The sequence below is a fragment of the Streptomyces sp. PKA51 genome (genome assembly GCF_057552455.1).
Genome location: NZ_BAAJPZ010000011.1, coordinates 56,317 through 82,572, shown reverse-complemented (window position 1 = coordinate 82,572; position 26,256 = coordinate 56,317). Strand labels below are relative to the sequence as shown.

Here is a 26,256-nt window from a genome sequence, read left to right as displayed (position 1 = left end):
CCCCGTCTACTTCACCGTGTACGAGCACTGCTTGCCGGACGTGCCGTTCTGGTTGTCCGCCACCTTCTTGCCGTCGACGGTGATGGAGCAAGCGGCCTCGTGCAGCATGCCGTCGGAACCGGTGACGGAGCCGGGGGCGACGGAGACCAGCTGACCGACCTTCTTCTCGGCGTCCGTCGTCAGGGTGACGGTGGCCGTCTTCTTCCAGGGCAGCTGCACCTGCTCCAGGTTGTTGGTGTCCAGGTTGTAGTAGACCGACGACGTTCCGGTGCCCTGGACCTCCAGGGTCACCTCGTGCTTGACCTCGCCGCTCTTGGCCTCGCCACTCTTGGCCTTGCCGCTTCCGCCGTCCGGCTTCGCGGACGCGGACGCCGACTTGCCGGCGGCCGCCGGGTGGTCGTCGCTGCCGCAGCCCGTCAGCAGAACTGCGGTCAGCGCCAGAGCCGTACCGATGATGATCTTGCGCATGTCTCCCCTTCAGCGGACAAGTGAACGATCTTAAGGGCGGATGCTCCCCTCGTGCTCCTGTGCGCCTCCCCGGTACGTGGCACGGGCGCGGCCGGGGTCTCGTTGACCGGGTGTGGGTGGTTTCGGGCGGGCGCGGATGCAGCGGCGTATCGGGCTGGGCGTGGCCTGCTCGGCGCTGGTGGTGATGGCCGTCGTCGTGTGGAGGAACGGGGGTGACAGGAACAACGCGGCCTCCCTGTGGATCTCCGTCGTCTCCGCGGTCGTCTCGGTGTGCGCCTTCGCCGCCGACCTCCTGCGCACCCCGGACGGCGGCCGCGGTCCGGCGCCGCGGAGCCGGCGGCAGCGCGCGGCCGACGCGCTCGCCGACGCGGTGCAGGAGCAGTGGGCGAGGGAGGCGCAGTTACGGCGGTTGCAGGATCCCGAGCCGCTCGATGTCGGCTGGTCCCGGCTCGGGCCGCCGCTGGCCGACCACCGGCGCAACGTCCTGCGGGGCAGGCCGCTGCCGCCGCCGCGCGACGGCGACCAGCGGCTGGAGCGGATCGTGCGGGCCTTCGGGGCGCTGCCGGCACGCCGGCTGGTCGTGCTGGGCGAGCCGGGGGCGGGCAAGACGGTGCTCGCGGTGCAGTTCGTGCTGGGTACGCTCGCGGTCCGGCGCCCCGGCGGTCCCGTACCGGTGCTCTTCGCGCTGGCGGGCTGGGATCCGCGGGCCGTCACGTTGCGCGAGTGGCTGGCCGGTCGCCTGGCCGCGGACTACCGGCCCCTGGCGGCCGTCACGGGCGAGCGCACCCTGGCCCGTGAACTGCTGGACGCCGGCCTGGTCCTGCCGGTCCTCGACGGGTTCGACGAGCTGCCCCGGGCGGTGCACGGCGACGCGGTACGCCGCCTCAACGCGGAACTGGACGACCGCCTGCCCGTCCTGCTGACCTGCCGTACCACCGCCTGGTCGCGCGCCGTCGCGTCGGGGGACGTGCTCACCGCGGCGGAGGTGGTCCGGCTCGACCCGCTCGACCTGGCCACGGCCCGGAGCTACCTGGAGCGCACGGCCCGGCCGGACGAGCACGGTACGACCGCCTGGACGCCGGTCCTGCAGTGCCCTCCCGAGCCGCTGGCCACGGTGCTCAGGACGCCGCTGATGGTGGCGCTGGCCCGGACGGTCTACGGGGACGCCGCCCGCGATCCGGCCGAGCTGACGAACGCCACCCGCTTCCCCACGGCGCACAGCATCGAGGAGCACCTGCTGGACGCCTTCGTGCCGGCGGCCTTCGCCGGCGGGCCCGGCAGCACCTGGCAGCCGGAGGCCGCGCACCGCATCCTGTGCCGCCTCGCCCGTGACCTGGGCAGCCGGGACGCCGTGCAGGGCACGTGGCGGTTCGCCTGGTGGGAGGTGCCCGCGGCGATGCCGCCGCTGCTGCGCGTCCTGGGCCCTGCCGCCCTGTCGCTGCTGATGGTGGCCACGGTGCTCGTACCGCTCGCCCGGTTCGGTGACGGCGTCGTCGGTGACTGGGACACCCCGCTCTCCGCCGTCCTCAACCTCCTCGGCGACCTCACGGGACTGGGCTTCGGGCTCGCCGTCCTCCCGCCCGCCACGGCCGACAGCCCGCGGGGGCCGCGCCGTCTGGCACGCATGACCGTGACGTTCACGGCGGCCGTGGCGGTCGTCGCGGTGTGCGTGGGGCTGCTGTGCCCTCCCGTGCTCGGGCTGCGGCTGGGCGGCGTCGTCACGCCGCGCCCGGCCTGGTACCTCAACGGATGCTCCATGGGGCTCATCCTGGCGATGCTGTTCGCGGTCGCCGGTCTCCCCCGCCGCCCCCTCCCCCTCGGGCTGCCGTGGGCCGGCGGACACCACGGCAGCGCGACCGTCCGGCTGCTGGGCGTGCTGGTCACGCTCGCCGGAGTCGTCCTCCTGTGCTGCGGGGAGGTGCTGCCGGCCACGACCGCCCTGGTCGCCGGCGTCCTGCTGGGCGTGGCGGGGCAGCGGTACGCCGAACGGGTCGTCGCCCAGTACACGAGCCCCGCCGCGGTCCTCAAGGGATTCGCCGGCGGCCTCCTGCGCGGCTTCGTCGTCTGTACGGTCGTCGGGGTGGCCGCCGCGGCGGTCGTCGGCGGCATTACCGGGCTCTTCGCGGCGCAGGAGATCCGGTCGGCACATCTGCCGGCGGACGGCTCGGTGAGCGAGGGCTGGCGCCTGCGGACGGCGGCGGACGGCACGCGTACCGCCACCTCCACCGGGCCCTACCGGGGCGAGCTGCTCGTCGGCCGCCACGGCGAGCTCCCGCTGGCCGTACCGCGGCACGCCCGTATCGCCCGGAACGGACGCCGGGTGGAGCACTTCGAGCAGGTGGTCCGGATCCGCAGGGAGCCCGCGGGCCCGGTGCTCTCCGCCTCCGGCCTGCCCCGGGCCGACGCCTGGAACGTGGTGCTCGGGCTGCCCCGGCCCGTCCACCTGTGGCTCGCCGAGCGTCCCACCCCCGTCGTCGTCCGCGACGCCACAGTGCCCCTGCTGGGCTTCGGGGCGCTGATCGGGGCCATCGGCGGCTGCGCGTCCGGCGTGTACCGGGCCCTGAGCGTGCCGTCCGACATGGTGCGGGCGGCCGGCCCGCGCAGCACCTTGCGCGCCGATCGCGCCGCCACGCTGGCCCGCAGTGCGGCCGCGGCCGTCCTTGCCGGTGGGGTGTGCCTGGCGCTCGTCCTCCTGGTGGGCCGCGGCGGCCGGTTGGGCACCATGCACACCGAACTGTGGGTGCCGGTCGGCACGTCCGCGCTCGCTCTCAGTGCCTGGGGGCGGCTGTGCGTCGCCCGCGTCTGGCTCGCCCTGACGGGGCGGGCGCCCTGGCGGCTGATGGGGTTCCTGGCCGAGGCGCACCGCCGCGGTGTGCTGCGGCAGTCGGGTGCCCATTACGAGTTCCGTCACCTGCGCCTGCAGCACCGCCTGGCCGGGGCGCCGGACGACGCGGGCACCCGGCGCGTCCCGGCCCCGGCACCTTAGTGCAGGGCACGCCGTGATTCAGGGCGCGTCGCAGTTCAGCGTGCGTCGCAGTTCAGGGCGCGTCGCAGTTCAGGGCACCAGCTGTGCGCGCAGCCGCTGCTTGTCCGGCTTGCCTGCCGCCGTCAGGGGAAGGGCCGGGACGAGGTGCAGCGCCTCGGGGGCGTAGAGGCGTCCCTTGTGGGCGGTGACGAAGTCGCGGATCTCCTCCAGTGACGGCCGCTGCCCGTCCGCGGGCACCACGGCGGCGTGGACGTGCTCCACCGACTGCTCGTCCCGGCTGCCGAAGACCGCGCACTGGGCGACGGCGGGATGGCGCAGCAGCAGGTCCTCGACCTCCGCCGGGTGGACGTGGCCGCCGACGACCACGATCACCTCCTTGATCCGGTCGACGATGTAGAGGTAGCCGTCCTGGTCGAGGTAGCCGACGTCGCCGGTGTGCACCCAGCCGTCCCGCAGCACCTGGGCGGTCAGTTCCGGCTGCTTCCAGTAGCCCTGCATGACGTACGGCGAGCGCACGTGCACCTCGCCCGGCTCCCCCGGCGGCAGGGTGGTACCGCCGGCGTCCCGGATGGCGATCTCCACCCCGGGCAGCGCCCGGCCGACCGTCAGGTGCCCGCCGCGGCCGGTGCGTTCCTGGTCGCCGGGGCCGGCTTCGGTGATGTGCTGCGCCTCGGCCTGCCCGTACAGGCCGTGGAGCACCGGCCCGAACACCTTGACCGCCTGGCGCAGCCGGGCCGGCGAGGCGGCGGTGCCGCCGTAGGTGATGCGGCGCAGCCCGGACAGGTCGGTGGTGGGCAGGGCCGGATGGTCCAGCAGCTGGTACAGCAGGGGCGGCAGCAGCCAGGTGTGGGTGATGCGCTCGCGCTCGATCGTGGCCAGGACGTCCCCGGGATCGAAACCGTGCCGCAGGACCACCGAGCCGCCCTCGTGCAGGGCCATGTCGGCGAAGATGCCGGCGAGGTGGGCGAGCGCGGTGCAGGCCAGGTAGCGGGGCGGGTCGCCGGCATGCGCGAGCGGGTGGTCGAGGCCCCTGCGGTACGAGCCGTGGGTCATCCGGATGCCCTTGGGGATGCCGGTGGTCCCGCCGGTGTGCCGGATGCACCAGTCGTCGTCCGGGCCGACCCGGCCGCGCATCGGCCGGGCCGGGTGCCGGGCGGCCGTGGCCAGGACGTCCTCGGCGAAGCCGGCCGGGCCCAGGGAGAGCACCGGGGGCACGTCGCCGAGCCGCAGCAGCTCCTCGGCGGTGGCGTGCCGCCGGTCGTCCACCAACAGCAGGGAGGACTCCGCACCGGCCATGATGTGCGCCATGGTCGGCGGGCTCATGCCCTCGTACAGGCCGACCACCCGGCCACCGGCCAGGTTGGCGGCGTAGCGGGCGACGAGGGCCTCGGCGGTGTTGCCGGTGAGCAGGGTGACCGTGGTGCCGCGGCCCACGCCGCGCTCGGCCAGCTCCGCGGCGAGCCGGTGGACCCGGTCGCGCAGCTCCCCCGCGCAGATCACCAGTCCTTCGGCGGTGGTGACGGCGGCCCGCTCGGGGTGGGCGGACAGCGTGTCGAGGACGGCCTCCACGTAGCTGCGGAATGCGTCGTGCCCGCCGGTGTGCTGCTGCTGGCTCATCGCTGCTGCTCTCCCTTGCCGGACTGTGTCGGATCGTGTCGGGCCGTGTAGGACGGTGTCGGACGATGTCAGGCTCTATCGGCCTTGCCGTCCTTATCGGCCTTGCCGGCCTTGCCGGAATGTCCCCCTCGATGCCGTCGACGCTAGTGCCGCCCGTTGATACCTTCCACGACCGGTTTTGCCATGTACTCATGACGTGCCGGGCATGAGGTGTTCCTTCGCCAGCCGGCGGAACTCCAGGGCCGCGGGCGAAAGGTGGGCGTCCCGGCGCCAGACCAGGGTCAGGGTCCGGTGGCAGTCCGGGGCGTCCAGCCGCAGCCAGGCCACCGGGCTGCGCGCGGCCATGGTGCGCCGGGCGACCGCGGGCATCAGCCCGATGCCCAGCCCGGCGGCGATCAGCTCCGGTGTCGCGGCGGCCTCGTCGCCCTCGCACACCACGCGCGGCACGAGCCCCTCGCGAGCGAAGAGCCGCTCCAGGAGGACGCGCTGCCACAGGCCGGAGCGGGTGCTGACGAAGTCCTCGCCCGCCAGCTCGGCCACCGTGACCCGCTCCCGGCCGGCCAGCGGATGGCCCGGCGGCACGGCCAGCAGCACCTCCTCCCGCACCAGCTCCAGCGTGCACAGCCCGGGCCCGGACAGCGGCTGGGAGGCGAGCGCGAAGTCCACCTCGGCGGTGCGCAGATGCCGCCGCATCTCGTCCAACGGCGCCTGGAAGAGCCGTACGCTCACGCCGGGACGGGAGGTACGGAAGACGGCCAGCACCGAGGCCAGCTGCACCAGGGTCTCGGCGGCCACGGCCACCCGGCCCGGCCCCGCGCCGGAGGCGTCGGCGGCCTCCCGCCGGGCGTCGTCCAGCTCGGCCAGCACCCGCTCGACCCGGTGCAGGAAGGCCTCACCGTGCTCGTTGAGCCGGATCCGGCGGCCGCGGCGGTCGAAGAGCGCAATCCCGAGTTCGGATTCGAGCCGGATGATGGTCCGGCTCACGGATGGCTGGGCGACCCGCAGTTCCTCGGCGGCCCGGCTGATGTGCTGGTGACGGGCGACGGCCTGGAAGTAGCGCAGGGAGAGAAGGTCCATGACGGCAGTCTCGCCGGGCCCCGGTCCTATCGCGTACTTCAATACGACTCGGCGCTGATCGAACGCCTGGGTGAGAATGCGCTCATGACCAACGATCACGCCCATGCTCCTGCCGGCCGTCCGCTGCTGCGCCGCCCGCAGGAGGGCGAGCTCATCGACGTCGCCGGAGTCGCCCACTTCTTCCGGCTCACCGGCGAACACACGAACGGGCACTTCTCCTTCGAGGAATTCAGCCTCGCCCCCGGCACGATCGGCGCCCGGCCGCACGTCCACGAGGGGCACGACGAGTACTTCTACGTCCTCGAGGGCGAGCTGACGCTCCACACCGGCGACGGCGAGGTGACGGCCGGCCCCGGCGACCTGCTCGCCGCGACCCGCGGTACGCCGCACGGCTTCCGCAACGCGGGCACGGTCACCGCACGCGCCCTGTGCCTGTACACCCCTGCCGGCTACGAGAACTACTTCCGTGACGTCCACGCCGCCGTGAGCGCCGGGGCCGAGGCGACCGACGAGCTGCTGGCCGAATTCCGCAGCCGCTACCGCACCAGCTCCCACCCGGTGCCCTCGGGCACGGAGCAGCAGTAGGAGTCGCCGGCCGGATTTTTTCCCGGACTCTTCGCGCATAACGCGCGCGAACGGGTACCCGCGGAGGAGTCCGAGTGCGGCGGACACGCGCCGCGCTGCCGCGACTACAGCGAGGAGTCCCCATGAGCACGGTGAAGGAAGCGGTCGAGGTCGACGTGCCCCTCCACACCGCCTACAACCAGTGGACGCAGTTCGAGGAGTTCCCGAACTTCATGGAAGGCGTCGAGGAGGTCCGCCAGATCGACGACCGTCACAACCACTGGACCACCAAGATCGGCGGCGTCCAGCGGGAATTCGACACCGAGATCGTCGACCAGCACCCCGACGAGCGCATCACCTGGCGCACGGTCGGCGGCGAGACCAAGCAGAAGGGCACGGTCAGCTTCCGGCGCGTGGACGACACGCACACGCGGGTCGAGCTGGTGATGGACGTCGAGCCGAGCGGCATCGCCGAGAAGGCCGGCGACCTCACCAAGACGATCGACCGCCGCGTCAAGGGCGACATGCGCCGCTTCAAGGACTACATCGAGAAGCAGGGCGGCGAGACGGGCGCCTGGCGCGGCCGCATCAGGCCCGGCGACTGACGGCCTCCAGGGGCGTCGGCCGACGTCCAGGGGCGGGCACCGCTGACGGCCCGGGGCCGTCGGCCGGTGCCGGCCGCCTTTCCGGCGGATCGTGCAGCGCCCTGCGGCTGCCGCGGCGTGGGGGCGATACGGCACCCCGTCTGCGGGCGCGCGGTGGCTCATCGCGCAGTTCCCCGCGCCCCTATGGGGCGCCGTGGCTGGTGCAGTGCCCCGTCAGGGGCGCGGGGAACTGCGCGATCGGCCACCGACGGCCCGCAGCCGACGCGCCACCCCGAGGCCCGGGCAAAGCCCCGCGCCCCTGGCGGGGCGCGGGGGCTGCCCCGTGACGAAGATTCGCCGGGCACGGCCTAGTACCGCGTCGGTTGGGCAAGTAATGGCCGTCACATCAGCCAGCACCCCCTCCGACGGGAGCCCGTATGACGATCAGCCATCGCACCATCGGCACCGGTCCGCACAAGGTTCTGGTTCTGCACGACTGGTTCGGCACCAGCGCGGGGTGGGGGGCGTTCCTCGATCATTTGGATCCGGAGGACTTCACCTACGCCTTTCTCGACTATCGCGGCTACGGGGAGCGGCGCGACGTGGAGGGCGAGTTCACGCTCGCCGAGATCGCGGCCGACGCGCTGGCCCTCGCCGACCAGCTGGGCTGGGACGCGTTCTCCGTCGTGGGTCACTCCATGGGCGGCAAGGCCGCGCAGCGTGTTCTGGCCGAGGCGCCGCGGCGGGTGCGCAAACTGGCCGGGGTGACGCCGGTGCCTGCCGGGCCGTTTCCGCTGGAGGGTGACGCCTACGACCTCTTCCACGGTGCGGCGCATGCTCCCGCCAACCGGCGGGCCATTCTCGACCTGGTCACCGGGCACCGGGCCTGCGACCGGTGGCTGGATGCGATGACGGCCGCTTCGGTGGCGGGCTCCCGGCCCGAGGCCTTCGCCTCGTACCTGGACGACTGGAGCACCCAGGACTTCGCCGCCAAGGTGGTCGGCAGCACGCTTCCGGTGAAGGTCTTCGTCGGCGAGTACGACCTCGCCCTGACCGCCGAGGTTGTGCGCGGCACCTGGCTGGCCCACTACCCGCAGGCCGAGCTGGAGGTCCTGACCAACTCGGGTCACTATCCGATGCACGAGGTGCCGGTGGCCTTCGCGACCGCTCTGGAGGGCTTCCTGCGGGCGTGAGAGCTCAGTGGGGCAACCAGTGCACCTCGTACGGGGCCAGGGGCAGCACGTGCCCGTCCACCCTGGCCACGACCGGGCGGCGCTCGGTGTTGACGACGAGCAGGGCTTCGTCGTCGGCCAGGACCTGAATCCGGTCACCCCTTCCGGCCGTCGCGGCGACCGGCCGGAAGGCGGTGCCGGGAGGGAACTCGTGGGCGAACCGGCTCAGCAGCCGTGCCATGGGCAGCGGCCCTCCGCCGTCGCGCAGGTGGGTGCTGCGCCACAGGCAGCCGGGGCAGTCGTCCCCTGTCTGCTGCGGGTTCCAGTAGAAGGCGGCCGACGCGCCGCTCTCCGCCAGCCGCATCATGGCGGTCGCCTGTACGGCGGTGCGGTGCTGCTCGCTCCAGTCGTCCCGGCCGCCCGGCCGGTCGTCGTCGGCGGGCGGCTCGACGTACCACTCGGCCCACCACACCGGCAGCCCGGTCACCTGCCTCAGCCAGCGGGTGACGTCCGCGAACTTCTCGGTGGCGGCGAACTCGTCGGGGATCGTGCGGTGTCCCTCACGGGTGTAGCTCGATCCGTCGACGACGACGAAGTCCGCACCTGTCTTGTGCGCGTTCCAGTAGTGCAGGACGTCGGCCGAACGCTGGTCGAGTTCGCCCCAGCAACCGCGCAGTTCGCGCGAGCAGTCCTCCTCGTAGGCGGCGGGCGGGTCGTGGTCCATCACGACGTACGGCCCGCCCACCAGGTTGCGGGGGTTCTGCCGCTTCAGCTCCGCGTGGACGAGGTTGTACAGCTGGGTGTAGCCCTCGTAGTTCCAGCGGCGGTTGTCCTCGTCGTAGAAGCCCTTGAGCTCGTTCCACACCAGGAAGTGGCGGACGTCGGGGTAGCGGCGGGCGACGGCGCCCGCGAGGCGGGCGAAGTCGGCGTAGTGCCGGGGGTCCGGGGCGGTTTCGAGCCGCGACCAGTCGGTGTGACCGGCCCGGCCGCCCTTCATCCAGTCGGGGGCGGCGCACAGGGTGAGGACGGGAACGGCACCGGTGCCGCGCATCAGGGCGATGCGCTCGTCGAGAGCCTCGAAGTCGTGACGACCGGGGGACGGTTCCGGGTTCTCCGCGCCCCAGCCCATGATGTGCTGGTTCTGCGGCAGCGGCCGCGCGGAGAGCAGGGCGCCGGCCCTGCGGGTGGCCTCCGGTACGCCGTACTCCGCGCTGTACTGGGTGTGGGTGAAGCCCCACCCGGGCCGGGTACTTGCCGCATGTCGCCCCATGGCATCCGACGATATCCCTCTCGCCCGGGGTTCTCCCGGAATCGCCCCAAGTGGTCGGCCGGCCTCTCGTTTCCGCCGGGGCGTCCCCCTTCCGTCAGCGGCGGGAAGCGCCGCTACGGGGCGGGGCTATGCGGACCCGCTGGTTGCCGGGGGCGTTCTCGATGTCGTCCAGCTGGGCGGTGATCGTGCTGCGCAGGTCGTCGTCGTCCTCGAAGCAGAAGTCGTTGAACAGCGTGTAGCCCGTCCACATCAGGTTCGCGCACACCCGTGCCGGCACCCGGCCGGTCTGCGCGCCCATGCCGACCAGGGCCACCGACCGGATGCTGCCCGGCGCCTTCTTGTTCTGCCGGTGGATCGCCTGGAACGCGGCGGCGCACGCCAGGGCGACGTTCAAGGTCTCGCTCACGTTCTGCGAGGACGTCTCCATCGTCGGCGTCGAGATCAGAAACCTGGGCGTGACCGCCCCGGAGGAGACGCACACCGCGCTGCCCACCGGAAGGGTGCCCCCGAAGTCGTCCCGGATCTCCCGCTGGACGCGCAGCTGGATGCCGGCACCCAGGTACCGCTTGATGGCCGCGTCGACACCGCCGTCCATCCGTCCTCGGGAGTTGGTCGGGCTGACCCAGGCATCGACGTTCTCGTCGAGGATCGAGCCATGGCGGATCCCGATGCCGGGGGTGTCGGCGAAGGCTGCCCGCCATGCCTCCACCACCGCGGTGTTGATGTCGGTCAGCACGACCTTGAGCGGCGACGGCACGGGATACACGGTCATGATTCACTCCGATCGGGAACGTTCACTCGACTGATCGGAACGCTAGCGCGCCCCACTGACAGGGCGTCCGGCCCGCGACCGGGGTCCGGAGACGATGTCAGTGGGCTGCCCTATGGTCGTGGGCACTTCGCCGATCAGGCCTCCCACCAGCGCTGTTCGACTTTTTCGGAGCCCCTCCACCATGAGTGACGCCCACACCTCCGCCCTGCCCGACGCGGGCGACCCGCTGGCCCTCGCCGACCTGTTCAAGGGGGGCGGCGAGCCGTGGCTGCCGCTGCTGAAGCCGGTCGTCGAGGCCCAGCCGGACGCCTCCGCGTTCATCGGCCCGGGGCGCAGCCCGGAGGTCGTGCCCGTCCGCGAACTGACCTTCCAGGCGCTCAAGCCGCATGCGCCCCACCAGTGGAAGGTCGTCGTCTTCGGCCAGAACCCCTACCCACGGCCGGAGAGCGCCACCGGCATCGCCATGTTCGACAACACCTTCCACGACTGGAAGGACAGTCAGTTCGGCAGGGTCGTCAGCATCCGCTGCCTGATCAAGGCGGCGGCGATGTGGAAGTACGGCATCCCCAAGAAGACGCCGATCGCGGAGATACGGGCCCTGCTGAAGAAGCAGGACACCGTCCAGCCGCCGGAGTGGTTCCAGGCGATGCTCACGCAGGGCGTCCTGCTGCTGAACGCCGCGCTCACGGCCAGCGCCGACGGGGCGATGGGCACCGACCGGCACACGGCGTTCTGGCGGCCGGTGGCGGAACGGATCGTCGAGGAGATCCTCAAGGCCAAGCAGGACGCGGCGAAGGAGGAGGACCGCGGTGTCGTCTTCGCATGGTGGGGAGCCCACGCACGCAGCCTGAAGAAGGTCGTCCTGCGGCTCCAGGAGAAGTACCCGGACGTCGACGTCCGGCACATCGACCACGCCAACCCCGCCGCACAGGGCGACCTCTTCTGCGACGGCGACCACTTCCGCGTGGTCAACGACGCCCTCGCCTCGCTGGGCGCCGACGCCATCGACTGGCTGCCGAGCAAGGGCTGGGACGCACACGCGGGCGGGGGCGGCGCAGCGGACGGCGGCATCGCCGAGCGCATGGGCGCGTTCATCGCGTCGACGATGGAGCTGCACCAGCTGTACCTGGACCGGCTCGCCGGTGTGAAGGACGAGGGCCTCGCCCTCTCCCCCGTCACCGGCGTCTTCGACACGCCGCTCATGGACTTCCGGGACGCCGTCTTCCCCGTCGCCCGGCTGCTGTCCGGCCTCGACCGGCACGTCACGCTCTCGCACGAATTCGCCAAGAGGCGGGCGGACGCGACGTCCGGCGGGCTGTCCGCCGACGCGATCGCCGCCCTCCACCTCTACACCTGCCAGTCCGCGTTCTACCGGGAGATCAACGCCGTCCTGCGCTCCCCCGACCGGACCCGGGTCCTGCCGTATCTGCCGTACCTGCGCCTGCTGTTCTCGGCGGTGTCCGGCCTTCCCGCCCGTACGGAGCCGCTGTGGCGCGGCGTACCGCTGGACCTGCGGGCCCAGTACCCGGTCGGCGGGACCGTGACCTGGTGGGGCGTGTCCTCGTGCACCTCCAAGCACAGCGTGGCGCGGGCGTTCCTCGGCGGCCGCGGCAAGCGGACGCTCTTCGAGGTGCTCCCCGCGCGGGCCGTGGGCATCCGCAGCTTCTCCGCGTTCACGGACGAGGAGGAGTTCATCCTCCTGCCGGGCACGCAGTTCAAGGTGACGGACGTCACGACCGAACGCAACGGTCTGTGCACGGTGAAGCTGGCCGAGCTGGAGGAGCCGCCGCTGGTCTCCTGAGCCTCAAGCGACGCGGCGCTCGGTCAGCCACACCACCGCCAGGACCGCCGAGATCGCACCGCCCAGCGCGCACACCCCGTGCCACCCCGCCGCGCCCCACACGGCGGACGTGAGGGCCGAGCCCGCGGCACCACCGGCGAAGTAGGAGGTCATGTACGCGGAGTTGAGGCGGTTGCGGGCCTCGGGGCGCAGCGCGTACACGAGGTTCTGGTTGCTGATGTGCAGGCCCTGGACGGCGGCGTCGAGCACGACGACGCCGGCGAGCAGGGCCGTGAGCGCCCAGGCGCCTCCCGCGCCGCCGGCGCCGAGCAGGACCCAGGAGGCGAGCAGCAGGAACGCCGAGGCGCCGCTCACCCGGTGCACCAGGCCGCGGTCCGCCAGCCGCCCGCCGACCGAGGCGGACAGGGAACCGGCGGCGCCGACCAGGCCCAGCAGTCCTATCGCGGACCCGGACCAGCCGTAGGCGGGGCCGGACAGCAGGAAGGCGAGGGCCGTCCACAGGACGCTGAACGCGGCGAAGGACAGCGCCCCCATCGCCGCCCGGCGCCGCAGCACCGGCTCCTGGGCGAAGAGCGCCGCGGTCGAGCCCAGCAGCTTGGGGTAGGTCAGCCCGGCGGGCGTCCGCAGCCGGGGCAGGGACAGCCGCAGCAGGACCGCCACGAGGGCCATGAGTGCCGCATTGACCCAGTAGACGGTGCGCCAGCCGCCGACGCCGGAGAGGAGGCCGGCGGCGGTGCGGGCCAGCAGGATGCCCAGCAGCAGGCCGGTCATCACGGTGCCGACCGTGCTGCCGCGCTTCTCGGGCGCGGCGAGGGTGGCCGCGTAGGGGACGACGACCTGCGCCGCGACGGAGGTGAGCCCGGTGAGGGCGGTGCCCACCAGCAGCCCGGTGCCGCCCGCCGCGCTCGCCGTCACCGCGAGGAAGACGGCTGTCGCCGCGCACAGCCCGACCGCCAGGCGGCGGCGTTCGACGAGGTCCCCGAGGGGGACGAGGAGGACGAGCCCGAGCGCGTACCCGACCTGGGCGACGGTCACCACCAGCGCCGAGGTGCCGGCGCTCATGTGCAGGTCGCGGCCGATGACGTCCAGCAGCGGCTGGGCGAAGTAGTTGCCCGCGACGGAAAGGCCGCAGGCCACGGCCATCAGCAGCAGCGTGCCCCGGCCCAGCCCTCGGCTTCGTGGGGTGATCGCGGTGGTCGGGGTGGTCGAGGTGGTCGTGGTCATGGATCGAGTCTCGGCCGGGCCCGATCCATGAGTCCAACACATAATGTTCATCGCATCGATCGCGATTTAAGATCGGTGAGTGGAGCTCCAGCAGATGCGCTACGTCGTCGCCGTCGCCGAGACCGGCGGCTTCACCCGTGCCGCCGAGCGGTGCCACGTGGTGCAGTCCGCGCTCAGTCATCAGATCGCCCGCCTGGAGAAGGAGCTCGGGGCACGCTTGTTCGACCGTACGAGCCGCAGTGTGCGTCTCACGGCCGCGGGCGAGGCCTTCGTCCGGGTGGCGCGGCAGGCGCTGGAGGCCGCCGACCGGGCCCGCGCCGAGGTCGACGCGGTCACGGGCGAGGTCCGCGGCCGGCTGGCCGTCGGCACGATCTCCACCGTCGCCGCCGTCGACCCGGCCCACGAGCTGGGCCGCTTCCGGGCCCGGTACCCGCAGGTCCGCATCAGCCTGCGCACCGCCATGAGCGAGGCCCTCATCGAGGGCGTGCGCCAGGGCACGCTCGATGTCGCCTTCATCGGCCTGGTGCCGGGGACGCGCCCCCAGGGCGTGCGCCGCAAGGAACTGGCCCACGACGAGCTGGTCGCCGTCGTGGCACCCGGGCACCCGCTCGCCGCCCGCACGCACACGGACCTGCAGCGCCTGGCCGGCGAGCCGTTCGTCGACTTCCCCGTGGGATCGGCGGCCCGCCGGCAGCGCGACACGGCGTTCGAGGCGGCCGGCCTGGTGACGGACGTGCCCTTCGAGGTGACCGACATCGCGGCACTGGTACGACTCGTCCGCGCCGACCTGGGCATCGGCATGGTGCCCAAGGCCATCGCCTCCACCCTGCAGGGCGTGCACGCCCTGCAGGTGCGCAACGCACCCTCCCGCGTCGAAATGCTCGTGTGGAGCACGCTCGGCCCCTCCCCTGCCGCCACCGCGTTCCTCTCCCAGCTCGGCGCGGACCCGGCCGACGCGACCTGAGGACGCGGCGCACGGCGCACGACGAGTGGACCCCGGGCCATCCGCGGGCGAGCCTGGAGGCATGGGGTCGCTCTTGCGCTCCGCTCCCCGGCCGGGAGTGAGCACCCACACCTGGGGCCTCCTGACGCTGGGACAGTGCCTGCCCTTCGCGATCGCCCTGCTGGTGCTGGCCATCGAGTTCTCGCCCGCTCACTTTCTGTACACCGGCCCGCTCCTCACGGCGACGCCCGCGCTCGCGGCCGTGACGTGGGGGCTGCGGGGCACCCTCGCGACGATCGGCCTCGCGCTGGCCGTCAGCGTGATGACCGCGACGTACAACGACGCCTGGGGCACCCAACAGGTCTACACCAATCTGCTGGCCATCTTCCTGGTCTCCGTGGCCGGCATCACCTCGAACAGCGCCATGCGCACGCGCAGGGCGAACGAGCTGGACCAGGTCCGCCGCATCGCCACCGCGGCCCAGGAAGTCGTCCTGCGCCCCGTACCCGAGCGGATCGGCCCCTTCCGGACCGCCGGCATGTACCTCGCGGCCGAACAGGGCGCACAGATCGGCGGCGACCTGTACGAGATCCTGCAGACCCGCTACGGGCTCCGGATGATCGTGGGCGACGTACGGGGCAAGGGGCTCCAGGCCGTCCGCGCCGCCGCGGCCGTCCTCGGCGCCTTCCGCGAGGCCGCGCAGTACGAGGACGACCTCGCCGACGTGATGAACCGCTGCACCGCCGCCCTGCGCCGCGAGACCGCCGTACCCGGCGCGTTCGACCAGACCGCCCTCCTGGAGGGCTTCGTCACCGCCCTCGTCGCCCAGGTCGCCGACGAACCCGTGGTCGAGGTGGTCAACCGCGGCCACCCGCCCCCGCTGGTGACGCACGGCGACACCCTTCACGTCCTCACGCCCGCCGACCCCCTCCCACCTCTGTGGCTGGAGGACTTCGCCGCGGGCCACCCCGCCACGGCGGAGAGCCACCCGTTCGTACCCGGCGACCGCCTGCTGCTGTACACGGACGGCGTGGTCGAGGCCCGCGACCCGAACGACGCCTTCTTCCCCCTGCCGGAAGCCATGCGCAAGACCGCCGCCGACCTCCCCTGCGGCCTGCCCAAGGACTTCCTTGAACACCTGCACGAGGCACTGCTGGGGCACACACGGGGCCACCTGGCGGACGACGCGGCGATGCTGCTCGTGGAACGGTGCGAGGAGGGACAGGAGCCGAAGCCCTGACGGCGTCGGTGATGCGGCAGGTGGTGGCCCAGCCGGTGCCGACGGCTGCGGGTTCCGGGTACCGCGGTGGGGCATGGGCGCGCAGCGCAGGGCCTGGCGGCCACTTCGCCATCTTGACAGGGCCCGACTCAAGTTTTATGAAGGCAGAGAGGTGATGCATCGTGGCACGCGCTGTCGGAATCGACCTTGGTACGACGAACTCCGTGGTGTGCGTCCTGGAGGGCGGGGAGCCCTCGGTCGTCACGAATGCGGAGGGTATGCGAACGACACCGTCCGTCGTCGCGTTCGCGAAGGGCGGCGAAGTACTGGTCGGCGAGATCGCCAAGCGCCAGGCCGTGACGAACGTCGAACGCACCGCCCGTTCCGTCAAGCGGCACATGGGCGATGCGCAGTGGCGCTTCCCCGACTCGGGGACCGTGGACGGCAAGCGTTTCACCGCGCAGGAGATCTCCGCCCGGGTGCTGCAGAAGCTCAAGCGGGACGCGGAGGCGTTCCTGGGGGACGACGTGACGGAAGCCGTCATCACCGTCCCGGCGTACTTCAACGACGCCCAGCGCACGGCGACCAAGGAGGCGGGCGAGATCGCGGGGCTGAAGGTCCTGCGGATCATCAACGAGCCGACATCCGCCGCGCTCGCCTATGGCCTGGACAAGGAGAACGACCAGACCGTCCTCGTCTTCGACCTCGGCGGCGGTACGTTCGACGTCTCGCTGCTGGAGATCGGTGACGGTGTCGTCGAGGTGAAGTCGACGTCCGGTGACACGGAGCTGGGCGGCGACGACTGGGACCAGCGGGTCGTCGACCATCTGGTGAAGCAGTTCAAGAACGGCTACGGCATCGATCTCTCGCAGGACAAGATGGCCGTCCAGCGGCTGCGGGAGGCCGCCGAGAAGGCGAAGATCGAGCTGTCGGCCGCCACGGAGACGACGATCAACCTGCCCTACATCACGGCGTCCGCCGAGGGCCCGCTGCACCTGGACGAGAAGCTCACGCGCGCCCAGTTCCAGCAGCTGACCGCGGACCTGCTGGAGCGCTGCAAGGCCCCGTTCCACAACGCGGTGAAGGATGCCGGCATCAAGGTCGCGGACATCGACCACGTCATTCTGGTCGGCGGTTCGACGCGGATGCCGGCGGTGACGGATCTGGTCAAGGAACTCACCGGCAAGGAACCGCACAAGGGTGTGAACCCGGACGAGGTCGTCGCCATCGGTGCCGCCCTGCAGGCCGGTGTCCTCAAGGGCGAGGTCAAGGACGTCCTGCTCCTCGACGTCACCCCGCTGTCCCTCGGCATCGAGACCAAGGGCGGCATCATGACCAAGCTGATCGAGCGCAACACCACGATCCCGACCAAGCGCTCGGAGATCTTCACCACGGCCGAGGACAACCAGCCGTCCGTGCAGATCCAGGTCTACCAGGGCGAGCGCGAGATCGCGGCCTACAACAAGAAGCTCGGCATGTTCGAGCTGACCGGCCTGCCCCCGGCCCCGCGCGGCGTCCCGCAGATCGAGGTCGCCTTCGACATCGACGCCAACGGCATCATGCACGTGACCGCCAAGGACCTGGGCACGGGCAAGGAGCAGAAGATGACCGTCACCGGCGGCTCCTCGCTGCCGAAGGACGAAGTCGACCGCATGCGCCAGGAGGCCGAGAAGTACGCGGAGGAGGACCACAAGCGCCGCGAGGCCGCCGAGACCCGCAACCAGGGCGAGCAGCTCGTCTACCAGACGGAGAAGTTCCTCAAGGACAACCAGGACAAGGTCCCGGCGGACGTGAAGGGTGAGGTCGAAACGGCCGTCGGCGAGCTGAAGGAGAAGCTGAAGACGGACGACACGAGCGGCATCCGGGCCTCGATCGAGAAGGTCGCCACGGTCGGCCAGAAGCTCGGCCAGGCCATGTACGCCGACACCCAGGCCGCGCAGGGCGCTGCCGGTGCCGCGGGCGACGGCCAGGCCAAGGCCGAGGACGATGTCGTCGACGCCGAGATCGTCGACGACGACAAGGGGCGCGCCGGGACGGCCTGACCCGGCCCGGCGTTCACCCCACGGGCCGCTCGGCGGTCACCGTGTAGTAGTCCAGGAGGCCGTCCCGGTAGGCGCGCAGGAAGTTGCGGGGCCAGGTGCCGGGTCGCCACATGGTCGACAGCCAGCGGTCCCAGCCGGGCCACACCGACGCGCCGATGGAGGTGACGCGGATCCCGGTCAGGCCGGCCTTCTCCAGGCTGCCGGTCAGCTCGGGGATGCTGTGGGCGACGTCCAGGCCGTCGGCGAACGTCTCCAGCAGGCCGGCCAGTTGCCCGGGCCGGTCCGGGTGATCGTCGGGGACGAAGAAGCTGCTGACCGCGATCCGGCCGCCCGGCCTCACCACCCGGGCGGCCTGGCGGGCGAACGCGCCGAGGTCGCGGAAGTGCTGGGCGGCCTCGACGGTGTACACGCGGTCGAAGGCCGCCTCGGGGAACGGCATGTCCTCGGCCGCCCCCTGCGCGAAGCGGAGGGGCTCCGGGCGGTGGGCGTCGGTCAGGAGGGCGGCCTGGGCCCGGCGGGCGCGCTCGAGTTGCCGCGGGTGGATGTCCATGCCGGTGACGTGCGCGAAACCGTACTCGGCGAGCGCCATCGCGCACCCCGTGCCCAGCCCGCAGCCGACCTCCAGGGCGCGCAGCCCGGCGGTGGGCGCCAGGGTGCCGAGGACGTGCCGGTACAGGGCCTGCTGGCTGCGGATCCGGTCGTCCTCGGTCGGCTCGCCGTCGAGGTCGATGCCCTGCCAGTGGCCGAAGTTGATGAACCCGCCGCCGAACAGGGGCGTACTGCCGAGGTCGCCCGGGCCGTACGCCTCCTCGACCGCCGCGTGCATCGTCTGCGGCTCGGGCCGCAGCCCCGGGTCCTGCGCCATCCGTGCCACCTCCGTGATCGGGGGCGGGCCGCCGGTCGGCGGCCCGCCCCCTGAGCCGTACCCACGGCAGCGGGGGTTCAGTGGCGGTTGTCCACCACGGCGCGCAGCTTGCCGGTGCTCGCGGTGCGGGTGAAACCGGCGAGATCCACCTGCTCGACCGCCAGGTCGAGCAGGCGGTCGTCGACGGCCGAGCGCAGTTCCTCGTAGCCGGCCAGGAAGGCGGCACGCAGGGCGTCCGGGCCGGCGGTGGCGGAGTGCTCGACGCGTACGGTCAGGTGCTCGCGGGCGTCGCAGCGGCCGAGGATCAGCTGGAGTTCGCCGCTGTAGCCGCAGTCGGCCCCGGCTATCGCAAGGAAGCGGCGGTAGTTGAGGAAGTAGGAGGCCACGCGCATCACGTCGCCGCCGCGGCCGAGGAGTTCGAAGCGCGGGGAGCGGTTGCCGCAGGGACAGGGGCCGGGTACGGCCCGGCCGAGGTCGCCGATGACGTAGCGATCGAGCTTCTGGCCGCGGCGCGCGTGGGTGGTGAAGACGAGGCGGCCGGTGTCGCCGGGTGCGACCGGGCGGTCGGAGTCGGTGTCGAGGATCTCCAGGGTGTGCAGGTCGGCGTGCAGGTGGTGGACGCCGCCGGTGCTCTCGGTGCACTGGTAGCCCAGCGGGCCGAGGTCGGTGCTGCCGTAGGTGATGGAGCGGACGACCTCGATGCCGAAGTCCTCGGTGAGGGTGCGGCGCTGTTCGGCGGTGAAGTGCTCGCCGCCGTAGAAGATCTTGCGGATGCCGCCGTACGCGCGCAGCAGGTCCGCCTGGTCGTGCAGGAGCTGCCAGAGGTAGGAGGGCATGCCGAAGAGGGTGTCGGCCCGGTGGGCGACGAGCGTCTCCGCCGTGACGCGGTGGTCGGCCCCGGCGGCCATGGGCAGCTGGACACCGCCCAGGCGTTCGAGGATGGAGAAGAAGCTGATGAAGCCGCCGTACATGCCGCCGCAGTAGAAGAGGTTGGCGGTGCGGTCGCGGGCCGGGTCGTAGCCGGCGGCGATCAGGCCGCGGGCGGCGGCGTGCATCTGGGTGTCGTAGTCGTCGTAGGTGAACAGCGACAGAGCCGGCTTGCCGGTGGTGCCGCCGCTGCGGAAGTACAGTTCCGCGTCCTGCGCCGCGACGGCGTCGTTGAGCACCTGCACGGCGGCCTTGTCGAGCAGCGGGCCGGCGGGCGCCGGGACGTCGGGGGTGCGGACGAGGTCGTCGAGGCAGGCGGTGGTGGCGAAGCGCGCGTCGGCCTGGACGGCGACGCGGCGGCTGTAGCGCTGCAGGGCGTAGACACCGTCGTGCGGTTCGCCCGCGTAGCTGCCGAGCATGGCGCCGACGGGGGTGACGCGCGTGGCGCCGGCGGCCAGGACGAGGCGGGAGAGCTCGGCGACGTCGGTGCGGCTGCCGCCGATGCCGGCCGTCTGCAGGTAGCGGCGCATGGGGCGCAGGGTGCGCAGCAGGTCCGTGCGGGGCAGGGGCTTGACCCAGATGCTGCGGTGCAGCGGGGAGGCGGTCAGGGCCGGGCGGGTGTCGGCCATGACACGCCAGGAGCCGTCGGGTGCGGCGAGGACGCGGGTCAGGCCGAGGTGTTCCTCCAGGCGGGCGATGAGCTCGGTGGTGGTGAGTTCGGCTTCCTCCCCCGGGCTCGGCGGCTGCGCCTCCTCGGCGGCCGGCTGGGTCGCGAGGGCCTGCGCCAGGTGTTCGGCGAAGGCGAAGACGTCCTTGTCGTCGTCGGTGTCGAGGTAGACGACCTGGGGGCTGGAGCACGCCTGCTGCTCCAGCAGGCACACGTCGCCGGCGAGGGCGGTGACGGTGGCGGGGTCCTGCCAGGCGTCGCGGGTGAGGTAGGCGAAGGAGATCTTGTGTCCCCATTCCACCAGCTGGCACCCGGGCGGTACGTGGGCGGCGACGCCCTCGACGGCCGCTTCGCCGCCCCAGACCGCGACGGCGTCGGCGGGCGCGCACATCTGCTGCAGCCAGTCCTGGCGGGAGGAGGAGAAGCGCAGCACGATGACGCGTTCGGCGAGGGCGCCGGTCGGATCGAGGTCGGCGAGTTCGGCGAGCAGGTGCTGGGCCAGGAGGGTGTCGGCGCTGCTGGTCTTGAGGATGTTGACGTTGCCGGCGAGGAGGCCCTCGACGATGCTCAGCGGGGCGACGGTGGCGGCGTTGCCGGGGGCGATGTGGGCGACGAGGCCGACGGGCGCCCACGCCTCGTAGACGGTTTCCCTGGCGTCGGGGCGGGTCAGCCGCTGGGGGGCGCCGTCGCCGAGTTCGCGGCGGAGCTTGCGGGTGAGTTGCGGGCGGGCGAGGAAGGCGGCCAGCTCGCCCAGGACGGCGTCCGCCTCGTCCTCGGGCAGGTGCGGGATCAGGCGGGTGCGGACGGGGTGGCCGGGTTCGGCCAGGGCGGTGGCGAGCGCGTCGCAGGCGGCGAGGACGGTGCCGGTCTCCAGGGGCGTCGCCAGGGCCGCCTCGACGGCTGCCGGCAGCGTGGCCAGGCGGCGGGCGGCCTCCTCGTCGTCGACGAAGGTGCCCTGCCAGTAGTGGTGCTTGATGGTCTCGGTGGTCACGACAGGCCCTTCATGAGTTCGGCGGCGGCCACCGCACAGCTTCGGTTGCGGCTCACTCCGGCACGGCCGCGGTGGATGAACCAGGGGGTGTCGAGCTCGCAGGGGCAGGCGTCGCCCGGGTGCAGCTCGGCCAGGTCGCCCATGACGACGCTCTGTGCCGGTACGGAGGTGATGTACGGCGAGACGAGGTGCAGGTAGCCCACCTCGCCGTACGGCAGCGGTTCGAGGGTGCGGGTGGAGCGGATGAACACCCGGGACCAGACGGGGGCGTGCAGGCGGTGCTGCTCGCACTCGATGTAGGGAATGCAGTGCTCGACGGAGCCGAAGGTGTCGCGGATGCGCTCGGAGGGGATGCCGAGCTGTTCGGTGACGCGGGCGTAGAAGGCGTCCTTGCCGATCTGCCGGTCGGCGTTGCCCTTCCAGCCGCCGCCCAGCATGACGAGGGAGTCCTCGGGCAGCTGCAGCGGCGGCAGGCCCATGGCCTGCATGCGCTCCAGGGTGAACCACAAGAACGCCGGGAAGCCCAGGATCCGTACGGGGGCGTCGTCCTGTGCGAAGCGCTGGAGTGCGGCGATGCAGCCGAAGGGGTCGAACTCGTGGCCGCCTCCGGTGTGGCGCAGGGCGTACTCGACCTGGCGGGCCGGTGCGAAGTCGCACAGGTAGTTGTCGGTGAAGGAGGTGCCGAGCTTCAGGTCGGGGGCCGGCTGGTAGCTGTAGAGCAGGTAGTTGACCTGCTGGTCGGGGGTGATCCAGCCGTTGCGCTCGAAGATGCGGGCCACCATGCGCTGGGCGGAGCGGATGGTCCAGTTGTCGAAGAACATCTGCGACTTCTGGCCGGTGGTGCCGGAGGAGGTCAGGTGCAGGTCGACGTCGTCGCGGTCGATGGAGAGCACTTCGTGCCGCTTGAAGAAGTTGGCGTGCACCAGGGGTGCGTGGAAGGGCTGCTCGGCGGCGGTGGCGACGTACAGGCTGCGGAAGAACGGGGAGCGCTCGGCGTGCCAGGCGTTGCTCTCGGCCATGGCGGCGGCGAACAGTGCGTCCTCGGCGGGGCCGGTGGCGTAGGGGTCGGTCAGGTCGCACAGCTGCTGGACGGCGGCGAGGGCCGTGGGGTCGGGGACGGCGACCGGTGCAAGGTGGGGGTTGATCGGGTTCATGAGGCGACCTCGAGTGTGGGCAGGTAGGTGGCCGCCCAGGCCGACAGGTAGGCGTCCACGTAGGGCTGCAGGGCGGTGTCGACGACCACGCCGCGGAAGTCGATCTGTTCGGCGGTGCGGGTCATCACGACGTAGTCGTGGAAGCCGGTGCCGGCGGGGTCGGGGCGCATCGCCGGGTACAGGGCGCTGGGGATGAAACCCTGGGCGAGGAAGGCGGAGAGCGGCCCGTGCTCGGCGAGCGGCACCAGCGCCTCGACGTAGCCTGTGCCGGCGCGGGTGAGGGTCCGGGTGATGGCCTCGAGGTATCCGGCGGCGGTGGCCGGGGAGGGGTGGGCCGCGATCAGGGCGCAGTAGCGGCCGGTGCGGTTGAGGTAGGCGTACACCTCGAAGCCGCCGTCGTCCGCGACGAGCAGCGCGTTGGGCGTGTGCAGCGGGTAGAACCAGCTGGTCGCGTCGGGGAAGCGCTCGTGGAAGCGGCGACGGACGAAGGCGGGGGCCTCGACCATCTCCAGCCGCGCGGTGGAGCGGCCCTCGGGCGCCGGGGCGGGCGCGGTCGCGCGCGGCTCGGGGCCGCCGGTGCCCAGGGTGCGGGCGACGGTGCGCAGCAGCGGGGCGAGCGGGGCGGGGACCTCGGGCACGGGCAGGCGCCGGTCCAGGACCCCCGGGGAGTGACGCGCGTAGAGCGCAAGGCTCTCACGGCTGTTGAGGTCGACGGCGTTGGGCAGGACGCCCAGCGGCTTGAACCCGTTGCGGGTGACGACCCGCTGCGGGCCGGCGCTGACGGTCCGTACGGTCGCGTACACCGAGTCCAGGCGGCCGGTGCCGAGCATCTGCCGGCACAGCTCGTCGGTGAGGGTGTGGGCGAGCCCGCCTGCCCGGTGGTCGGGGTGCACGGCCAGACCTTCGAGGCGGCCGATGCGGCTGCCGGGCTCGCCGTGGATGGCCGCCGAGCCGGCCAGGTGGCCGGTGCGCGCGCAGCGGGCCACCAGCCACAGGGTGTGCGGGTCGGCGATGAGGCGGGACATCTCCGCGGGGTCGGTGCCCAGCGCGGCGGGGTAGTGCGGGCCGTAGACGGCGTAGTAGAGCTGGCGCAGATCGGCGATGTCGGCGGGGGCCGCACGGTCGATCGTGGTGGTCATCGCTCTCCTCCGGAGGCGGTGAGCTGAGGTTCGGGGACGGCCGGGGCGGTGGGGCGCTCCTCGCGCAGGAGGGCGAGGGCGCAGGCGGCGGGGAGCAGTCCGGCCGCCTGGACCAGGCACAGGACGCGGGGCTCGACGTGGTCGCCGAGCAGGCCGAACAGCAGGGAGGCGACGGGGAACGTCGCGCCGAGGACGGCCTGCATGACGGCGAAGAAGCCGGGCTTGTCGGCCGGCGGGACCAGCCGCTGGAACAGGGCGACGAAGCGCACCCCGATCACGCCCACGCACCAGCCGGCCACCAGCAGGCAGCCCGCCATGACGGGGCGGCCCGGCACCAGGCCGGGGACGGCGAGGGCGAGGGCCATGAGGCCCATCAGGCATGCACCGGCGGTCGTGGGACGGCCGGGGACGCGGGCGCCGGTGAAGGAGCCGATGAGCGTGCCGGCGCCCAGGGATGCCTCCAGCAGGGCCACGGTGCCGCCGCCGTCCTCCAGCACCGAGCGGGTGTAGAGGGGGATGATGACGAAGACGGCGGTGGTGAAGAGGTTGGCCGCGGTGAAGCAGAGCAGGATGCGGCGGACGAAGGGCAGCCCGCCGAGGATCCGGCGCAGCTTCGGCTGGGCGGGGGCGCCCGTCCCCTCGGCGGTCCCGGCGTCCTCGGCGGTGCCGGGGGCGGCCTGAGTACGGAAGCGGACCGTCGTGATGAGCAGGGCCGCCGTCAGGTAGGCGGCGGCGCAGCCGGTGGCGAGGCCGGCCAGGCCGGCGCCGTCGACGATCAGCGCGCCGAGCAGGGCACCGCCCAGGCTCGCCAGGGACTGGGTGGACAGCTCGAACCCGGTGGCCGCCTCGATGTCCGCGTCGTCGACGAGCTCGGGGACGGAGGTGGTCAGGCAGGGGTCGAAGAACGCCTGGCCGGTGGCCAGGGCCAGCGTCGCCGCGTACGCCGCGGCCAGCGGCAGGTCGGCGGCGTACGCCCAGCAGGCCAGGGCGGCGGCCGCGGTGCCGGCGCCGGCCGCGGCTGCGCGCAGCACCGAGCGGTGGGCGTGGCGGGCGATCGTCCGGGCGACCACGGGCGCCAGGGCGACCGCGGGCAGGGTGCTGACGGCCATGAACAGCCCGGAGGCCAGGCCGCGGCCGCCGGAGACGGCGTAGGCGACGAGCCACCAGGAGACGCCGACCTGGAACATGCGCACCGCGGCCTGGGTGAGCACCTGGGCGGCCCAGACGGTGCCGAAGGCGCGGTTGCGCAGGACGAGAGGCGTACGGGACGTGCCGCGCCCCGCGTCCGTGGCGGGGGTGCTCATGCGGTCGGCCTCTCGTCGATGACGCGGACGAGCTTGCCCGAGCGCGGGTTGACGGTCAGATCGCCGTGGCGCACCCATTCGACGGTGACGGGGTGCACATGGCCGGCCCGGACGCTGTCGGGGTACAGCGGGCGGACCTCGTCCAGGTGCGTGACGATCGACTTGGCCAGAACCTCCAGGCCGGCCTCGTCGGTGTCGCCGGGGGCGGTCGCCAGGCGCAGCACGAGCCCGTCCCGGCCGTCCCAGCGGCGTACGACGAGCTGGGTGCCGGTGACGCGGCCGGTGGTGTCGGCCTCGGCGACGGCGGCGAAGGTGTCCTCGGAGTACAGGGAGACGGGGCCGACGCGCACGCCTTCCTCGGCCCGGCCGAGGATGCGGAAGGTGCCGGCCTCGGGGTCGGCCCATGCGGCGCGGTCGCCTGCGGGGTAGCGGATGACGGGCATGAGGCGGCGGTAGAGCTGGGTGACGACGACGCGGCCGGGGCGGCCGGCCTCGCGGATGGGCTCGCCGGTCGTCTCGTCGAGGATCTCGACGACGGTGTGCGGGGTGAACGCGCGGTGCAGACGGGGGTCGGCACCGGGCACGGGGCGACCCAGGAGGCCGGCGTCGACGCTGGCGTAACCCAGGGAGCACGGCTCGGCGTTGGGGAACGCGGCGCGCAACAGCCTGCGCTGGTCGTCGAAGAGTGCCTCGCCGCCGAAGAAGAGCAGCTCGACACCGGGCAGGGTGCGGCCGGTGGCGACGATGTGCTCGGCCAGGCGGCACAGGGTCGTGGGGGTGCCGGCGACGACGTGGGCCGCGAAGTCCTCGAGGGTGGGGACGGTGGTCTCGAGGGGGGCGGCGCCGCCGATGGGCAGGCGGACGTTGTCGACGGGGGCCTGGGCGAGGGAGTCCAGGATGAACAGGAAGCTGGCGTAGAGCTCGCCGGCGTAGAACAGGTCGGCCACCCGGTGGCCGGGGCGCAGGCCGGCGTCGACGAGGCCCTGGCCGAAGGCGGCGGTGAACTCGCGCCACTCCTCGCGGGTGTAGCAGGAGAACTTGGGGGCGCCGGTGGTGCCGCCGGTCTTGTAGACGACCGCTTCCGACAGCGGGGCGGTCAGGACCCGGTTGTCGTGGAGGGTGTTGGCCGCCCAGAAGGCGCCCTGGTCGACGACGGGCAGATCCGTGAGCCGGTCGGTGCCGGGCGGCAGGTCGGCGTAGAGCGCCGAGTAAAAGGGAGAGTTATGGCGGGCATAACTGATAAGGTCCGATAGTTGAAGGACGGACATATGGCCTTTGCCTAGGTCATGCGGGCAGGTGAAGGTTCTTTTTGGTGTTGCGGCACAGCAATACGTGGCGGGTTCTGGCCAGTTGAGCCCGCCACGTGACTGTTGAAGGGTGTTCCGCGAGGTGCGTGGATTGCATCCTCAGCGTCGCTCCGCGGCTACGATTTTGGATCTGACGCGCGGTCACGTCGGAACGCCTTAGAAG

General features: G+C 72.6%; 20 protein-coding genes. 8 read left to right on the top strand and 12 right to left on the bottom strand.

What is annotated here, in order from left to right; all coding sequences use genetic code 11:
* Nucleotides 1–6 precede the first annotated feature (6 nt).
* The gene (locus tag AC27L3_RS18115) at nt 7–468 is read right to left on the bottom strand and encodes a hypothetical protein (protein WP_487235068.1); all 462 of its coding nucleotides are present in this window, start codon (nt 466–468) and stop codon (nt 7–9) included.
* 136 nt (nt 469–604) lie between these two features.
* Between AC27L3_RS18115 and AC27L3_RS18110 the strand changes: the two genes are divergently transcribed.
* Nucleotides 605–3,454, top strand: a complete 2,850-nt coding sequence (locus tag AC27L3_RS18110) for an NACHT domain-containing protein (RefSeq protein ID WP_487235067.1) — start codon at nt 605–607, stop codon at nt 3,452–3,454.
* A 69-nt stretch (nt 3,455–3,523) separates the two neighbouring features.
* Here the strand turns inward: AC27L3_RS18110 and AC27L3_RS18105 are convergent, their stop codons facing one another.
* A complete protein-coding gene (locus AC27L3_RS18105; RefSeq protein ID WP_487235066.1) occupies nt 3,524–5,071 on the bottom strand; it encodes an AMP-binding protein in 1,548 nt (515 codons plus the stop codon).
* 189 nt (nt 5,072–5,260) lie between these two features.
* Nucleotides 5,261–6,148 carry a LysR family transcriptional regulator gene (locus tag AC27L3_RS18100; protein ID WP_487235065.1) on the bottom strand — a complete coding sequence of 296 codons (888 nt, stop codon included), beginning with the start codon at nt 6,146–6,148 and terminating at the stop codon, nt 5,261–5,263.
* A gap of 84 nt (nt 6,149–6,232) precedes the next feature.
* Between AC27L3_RS18100 and AC27L3_RS18095 the strand changes: the two genes are divergently transcribed.
* From AC27L3_RS18095 to AC27L3_RS18085, 3 genes are all read left to right on the top strand, one after another.
* A complete protein-coding gene (locus AC27L3_RS18095; protein ID WP_487235064.1) occupies nt 6,233–6,733 on the top strand; it encodes a cupin domain-containing protein in 501 nt (166 codons plus the stop codon).
* A 122-nt stretch (nt 6,734–6,855) separates the two neighbouring features.
* The gene (locus tag AC27L3_RS18090; protein WP_487235063.1) at nt 6,856–7,317 is read left to right on the top strand and encodes an SRPBCC family protein; all 462 of its coding nucleotides are present in this window, start codon (nt 6,856–6,858) and stop codon (nt 7,315–7,317) included.
* A gap of 416 nt (nt 7,318–7,733) precedes the next feature.
* Nucleotides 7,734–8,489: an alpha/beta fold hydrolase gene (locus tag AC27L3_RS18085; RefSeq protein WP_487235062.1), complete on the top strand. Its 756-nt coding sequence runs from the start codon at nt 7,734–7,736 to the stop codon at nt 8,487–8,489.
* A 4-nt stretch (nt 8,490–8,493) separates the two neighbouring features.
* Here AC27L3_RS18085 and AC27L3_RS18080 read toward each other — a convergent pair whose 3' ends face one another.
* Together AC27L3_RS18080 and AC27L3_RS18075 are read right to left on the bottom strand one after the other, a co-directional pair.
* Nucleotides 8,494–9,738 carry a xylan 1,4-beta-xylosidase gene (locus AC27L3_RS18080; protein ID WP_487235061.1) on the bottom strand — a complete coding sequence of 415 codons (1,245 nt, stop codon included), beginning with the start codon at nt 9,736–9,738 and terminating at the stop codon, nt 8,494–8,496.
* A gap of 94 nt (nt 9,739–9,832) precedes the next feature.
* Nucleotides 9,833–10,510 (bottom strand): macro domain-containing protein, encoded by a 678-nt coding sequence (locus AC27L3_RS18075; protein ID WP_487235060.1) that lies wholly within the window; start codon nt 10,508–10,510, stop codon nt 9,833–9,835.
* A gap of 181 nt (nt 10,511–10,691) precedes the next feature.
* Between AC27L3_RS18075 and AC27L3_RS18070 the strand changes: the two genes are divergently transcribed.
* A complete protein-coding gene (locus AC27L3_RS18070) occupies nt 10,692–12,311 on the top strand; it encodes an ADP-ribosyltransferase domain-containing protein (protein ID WP_487235059.1) in 1,620 nt (539 codons plus the stop codon).
* A 3-nt stretch (nt 12,312–12,314) separates the two neighbouring features.
* On the opposite strand, the gene AC27L3_RS18065 is transcribed toward AC27L3_RS18070, so the two are convergent.
* Nucleotides 12,315–13,535, bottom strand: coding sequence for an MFS transporter (locus AC27L3_RS18065; RefSeq protein WP_487235058.1), 1,221 nt, complete (start codon nt 13,533–13,535; stop codon nt 12,315–12,317).
* A gap of 79 nt (nt 13,536–13,614) precedes the next feature.
* Here AC27L3_RS18065 and AC27L3_RS18060 point away from each other — a divergent pair, with 79 nt between their 5' ends.
* The 3 genes from AC27L3_RS18060 (at nt 13,615) to dnaK (ending at nt 17,739) form a co-directional block, all read left to right on the top strand.
* Entirely contained in the window at nt 13,615–14,499 is an 885-nt protein-coding gene (locus AC27L3_RS18060; protein ID WP_487235057.1) for a LysR family transcriptional regulator, read from the top strand.
* Nucleotides 14,500–14,560: 61 nt separating this feature from the next.
* Nucleotides 14,561–15,718, top strand: a complete 1,158-nt coding sequence (locus AC27L3_RS18055; RefSeq protein ID WP_487235056.1) for a PP2C family protein-serine/threonine phosphatase — start codon at nt 14,561–14,563, stop codon at nt 15,716–15,718.
* Between the two features lie 161 nt (nt 15,719–15,879).
* Nucleotides 15,880–17,739 carry a molecular chaperone DnaK gene (gene dnaK, locus AC27L3_RS18050; protein WP_487235055.1) on the top strand — a complete coding sequence of 620 codons (1,860 nt, stop codon included), beginning with the start codon at nt 15,880–15,882 and terminating at the stop codon, nt 17,737–17,739.
* A gap of 13 nt (nt 17,740–17,752) precedes the next feature.
* On the opposite strand, the gene AC27L3_RS18045 is transcribed toward dnaK, so the two are convergent.
* From AC27L3_RS18045 to AC27L3_RS18020, 6 genes are all read right to left on the bottom strand, one after another.
* Nucleotides 17,753–18,604, bottom strand: a complete 852-nt coding sequence (locus AC27L3_RS18045) for a class I SAM-dependent methyltransferase (protein ID WP_487235054.1) — start codon at nt 18,602–18,604, stop codon at nt 17,753–17,755.
* A gap of 77 nt (nt 18,605–18,681) precedes the next feature.
* Nucleotides 18,682–21,189 carry an acyl-CoA reductase gene (locus tag AC27L3_RS18040; protein ID WP_487235053.1) on the bottom strand — a complete coding sequence of 836 codons (2,508 nt, stop codon included), beginning with the start codon at nt 21,187–21,189 and terminating at the stop codon, nt 18,682–18,684.
* The gene (locus tag AC27L3_RS18035; RefSeq protein ID WP_487235052.1) at nt 21,186–22,343 is read right to left on the bottom strand and encodes a LuxE/PaaK family acyltransferase; all 1,158 of its coding nucleotides are present in this window, start codon (nt 22,341–22,343) and stop codon (nt 21,186–21,188) included. The genes AC27L3_RS18040 and AC27L3_RS18035 overlap by 4 nt, the downstream gene beginning before the upstream one ends.
* Complete coding sequence (locus AC27L3_RS18030) at nt 22,340–23,482, bottom strand: GNAT family N-acetyltransferase (RefSeq protein ID WP_487235051.1); 1,143 nt, start codon at nt 23,480–23,482, stop codon at nt 22,340–22,342. Before AC27L3_RS18030 ends, AC27L3_RS18035 begins: the two co-directional genes overlap by 4 nt.
* Nucleotides 23,479–24,786, bottom strand: coding sequence for an MFS transporter (locus AC27L3_RS18025; RefSeq protein WP_487235050.1), 1,308 nt, complete (start codon nt 24,784–24,786; stop codon nt 23,479–23,481). The genes AC27L3_RS18030 and AC27L3_RS18025 overlap by 4 nt, the downstream gene beginning before the upstream one ends.
* On the bottom strand, nt 24,783–26,054 hold the full coding sequence (locus AC27L3_RS18020) for a phenylacetate--CoA ligase family protein (protein ID WP_487235049.1): 1,272 nt from the start codon (nt 26,052–26,054) through the stop codon (nt 24,783–24,785). Before AC27L3_RS18020 ends, AC27L3_RS18025 begins: the two co-directional genes overlap by 4 nt.
* Between the last annotated feature and the right edge of the window lie 202 nt (nt 26,055–26,256).